The sequence below is a fragment of the Leucobacter sp. M11 genome (assembly GCF_035726885.1).
Classification (GTDB): domain Bacteria; phylum Actinomycetota; class Actinomycetes; order Actinomycetales; family Microbacteriaceae; genus JAPFRB01.
The window spans coordinates 545,392-547,752 of sequence record NZ_JAPFRB010000001.1 but is presented as its reverse complement, the minus strand read 5'-3'; the positions used below and the strand labels follow the sequence as shown (position 1 = coordinate 547,752).

Genomic DNA, 2,361 nt, shown 5'->3' with positions numbered 1-2,361 from the left:
GAGGGGACCCTCGCCTGATGACCGCGCCCGTCCAGGTCGTCCTCGCGAGCCACAACGCGAAGAAGCTCATCGAGCTCAACCGCGTCCTTGGCCCGCTCGTCCCCGGCATCGAGTTCATCGGCTACGACGGCCCAGAGCCCGTGGAAAACGGCACCAGCTTCGAGGCGAACAGCCTGCTCAAGGCCCGCGCCGCGGCCGCCCACACGGGCATGCCCGCCGTGGCCGACGACTCCGGCATCACGGTCGACCTCCTCGGCGGCTGCCCCGGCATCTTCTCCGCCCGCTGGGCCGGGCCCGAACGCAGCGACCGGGCAAACCTGGAGCTGCTGCTCTGGCAGCTCAGCGACCTGCCCGAGCCCGAGCACCGCGCCGCGGCCTTCGTCTGCGCCGCAAGCCTCGTGCTCCCCGACGGCACCGAGACGGTCGAGCGGGGCACCTGGCCCGGGCTCGTCCGCACCGAAGCGTTCGGCGACGGCGGCTTCGGCTACGACCCGATCTTCCAGCCCGAGGGGGAGACCCGCTCCGCGGCGGAACTGACCTCGGCCGAGAAAGACCGGGACTCGCACCGCACCCGCGCGTTCACGCGCCTCGTCCCGGCGCTCACGGCGCTCGCCGCCGCCGGGCAGGGCGACTAAGCTCAGCGGGTGAGCCTCCGCGTGCGCGGGGGAGCAGTCACGAGCGAGGGGGACGCATGGGTGTCGGACACGACCACGGCGCGGGCAAGGCGAATTCGCGGCGTCTGATCGTCGTGATCTGCCTGATCGGCACGGTCTTCGTCGCCGAGGTGATCGGGGGCCTGGTCACGGGCTCCCTGGCCCTGCTCGCCGACGCCGGGCACATGCTGTCCGATCTGATCGGACTCATCATCGCGCTCGTGGCGAGCCTGATCGCCCAGCGCCCCGCGAGCGACCGGCGCACCTTTGGCTATCGCCGCGTCGAGGTGCTCGCCGCGGCGCTGAACGGCCTGATCCTGTCGGGCGTCGCGGTCTCCGTGGCGATTGAGGGCGTCAAGCGGCTGCTCGCGGCGACCCCCGAGCTGCCGGACACGGGCCCCATGTTCTGGGTCGCGGTGCTCGGGCTCGTCGCAAACGTGATCGGCCTGCTCATCCTGCGCGGCAGCCAGAGCAGCTCGATCAATATGCGGGGCGCATACCTGGAGGTGCTCGGGGACACCCTCGGGTCGCTCGCGGTGATCGCGGCCGCGGTCACGATGATGCTCACGGGCTTCGCCCGGGCCGACGCGATCGCCTCGCTCGTGATCGCCGCGATGATCCTGCCGCGCGCCTGGTCGCTGCTCCGCGATGTCGTGAGCGTGCTGCTCCAGTCGGCCCCGCGGGAAACCGATATCCAGGAGATCCGGGCGCACGTCCTGGGCACGACGGGCGTCGTTGACGTGCACGATGTGAACGTCTGGCAGATCACGACGGGCAACCCGGTGTTCACGGCGCACGTCGTGGTCGAGGACGCGGTGTTTGCCGAGAACCGCGCCGGGGCGCTGCTCGACGAGCTACAGGAGTGCCTCGAGGAACACTTTGACGTGGAGCACTCCACCTTCCAGCTCGAACCGGCGGCGCACGCGGCGCACGAGGACGAGCAGCACGACTGAGCAAGCACGACTGAGCAAGCACGACTGAGCAAGCGCCGCTGAGCTGGCGCGATGAGTACGCAGCGCTACCCAGGCAGCACGGCGCCTGACGCTGGCCGGGGACCCTCCCCGTCGGCCGCCCAGCCCGCGCTCAGGGCCGCGGCGGTGTCGAGGAGGGCGCCGCCCTCCTGCTGGTTGACGCGGGTGAGCATCATCGCGGTGACGGTGAGCGACACGAGGGTCTGGGCGCGCTCGCGCCGGACACCGGCGGGGGTTCCGGGGGCATCAACGGTGAGCCCCGCGGTAATCGCGGCGGTGAGTTCGTCGTAGTACCCCTGAACGGCCGCGCTCAGCGCGGTGTCGGGGCTCGCGAGCCCGGCGGTGCTGTTGAGGAGGAGGCAGCCGAGCCGGGGGGAATCCGCGGGGAGGGCCAGGAGCGCGTCTCGAAAGCCCGCGAAGTAGGCGGTGAGGGAGCCGGCTCGGGCATCCGGATCCAGCAGGGGGCGGAGCCGTGGGCGGATGACGGCGTTCAGGTAGTCGTCGACCGCTGCGTCGAAGAGCCCCCGTTTGCTCCCGAAGGCGTGATACAGGCTGGAGCGGTTGAGGCCGGTGGCTCGTTCGAGCTCGGTGAGCGGAGCGCCGTCCAGCCCGCGAGACCAGAACACGTCCCGTGCGGCGCTGATGACCTGCTGCGTATCGAACTGTTGGGTGCGGCCCACGGCACTCTCCTCTTGTGTATCGGTCAGTTCAGTATATATAGTGAACTGATCGGTTCA

Annotated in this window: 3 protein-coding genes; 2 read left to right on the top strand and 1 reads right to left on the bottom strand. The window is 70.6% G+C overall.

Going from position 1 to position 2,361, the window contains the following annotated elements; genetic code table 11:
• Positions 1 to 17 precede the first annotated feature (17 nt).
• Both OOT08_RS02795 and OOT08_RS02790 read left to right on the top strand, forming a co-directional pair.
• The gene (locus tag OOT08_RS02795) at positions 18 to 635 is read left to right on the top strand and encodes a non-canonical purine NTP pyrophosphatase (protein WP_325091290.1); all 618 of its coding nucleotides are present in this window, start codon (positions 18 to 20) and stop codon (positions 633 to 635) included.
• A 56-nt stretch (positions 636 to 691) separates the two neighbouring features.
• The gene (locus OOT08_RS02790; RefSeq protein WP_325091022.1) at positions 692 to 1,606 is read left to right on the top strand and encodes a cation diffusion facilitator family transporter; all 915 of its coding nucleotides are present in this window, start codon (positions 692 to 694) and stop codon (positions 1,604 to 1,606) included.
• Between the two features lie 65 nt (positions 1,607 to 1,671).
• Here OOT08_RS02790 and OOT08_RS02785 read toward each other — a convergent pair whose 3' ends face one another.
• Complete coding sequence (locus OOT08_RS02785; RefSeq protein ID WP_325091021.1) at positions 1,672 to 2,304, bottom strand: TetR/AcrR family transcriptional regulator; 633 nt, start codon at positions 2,302 to 2,304, stop codon at positions 1,672 to 1,674.
• Between the last annotated feature and the right edge of the window lie 57 nt (positions 2,305 to 2,361).

Bases quoted from the DNA above. Each gene is read 5' to 3' on its own strand.
- OOT08_RS02795 (WP_325091290.1), top strand. From the start codon at position 18: ATGACCGCGCCCGTCCAGGTCGTCCTCGCGAGCCACAACGCGAAGAAG.
- OOT08_RS02790 (WP_325091022.1), top strand. From the start codon at position 692: ATGGGTGTCGGACACGACCACGGCGCGGGCAAGGCGAATTCGCGGCGT.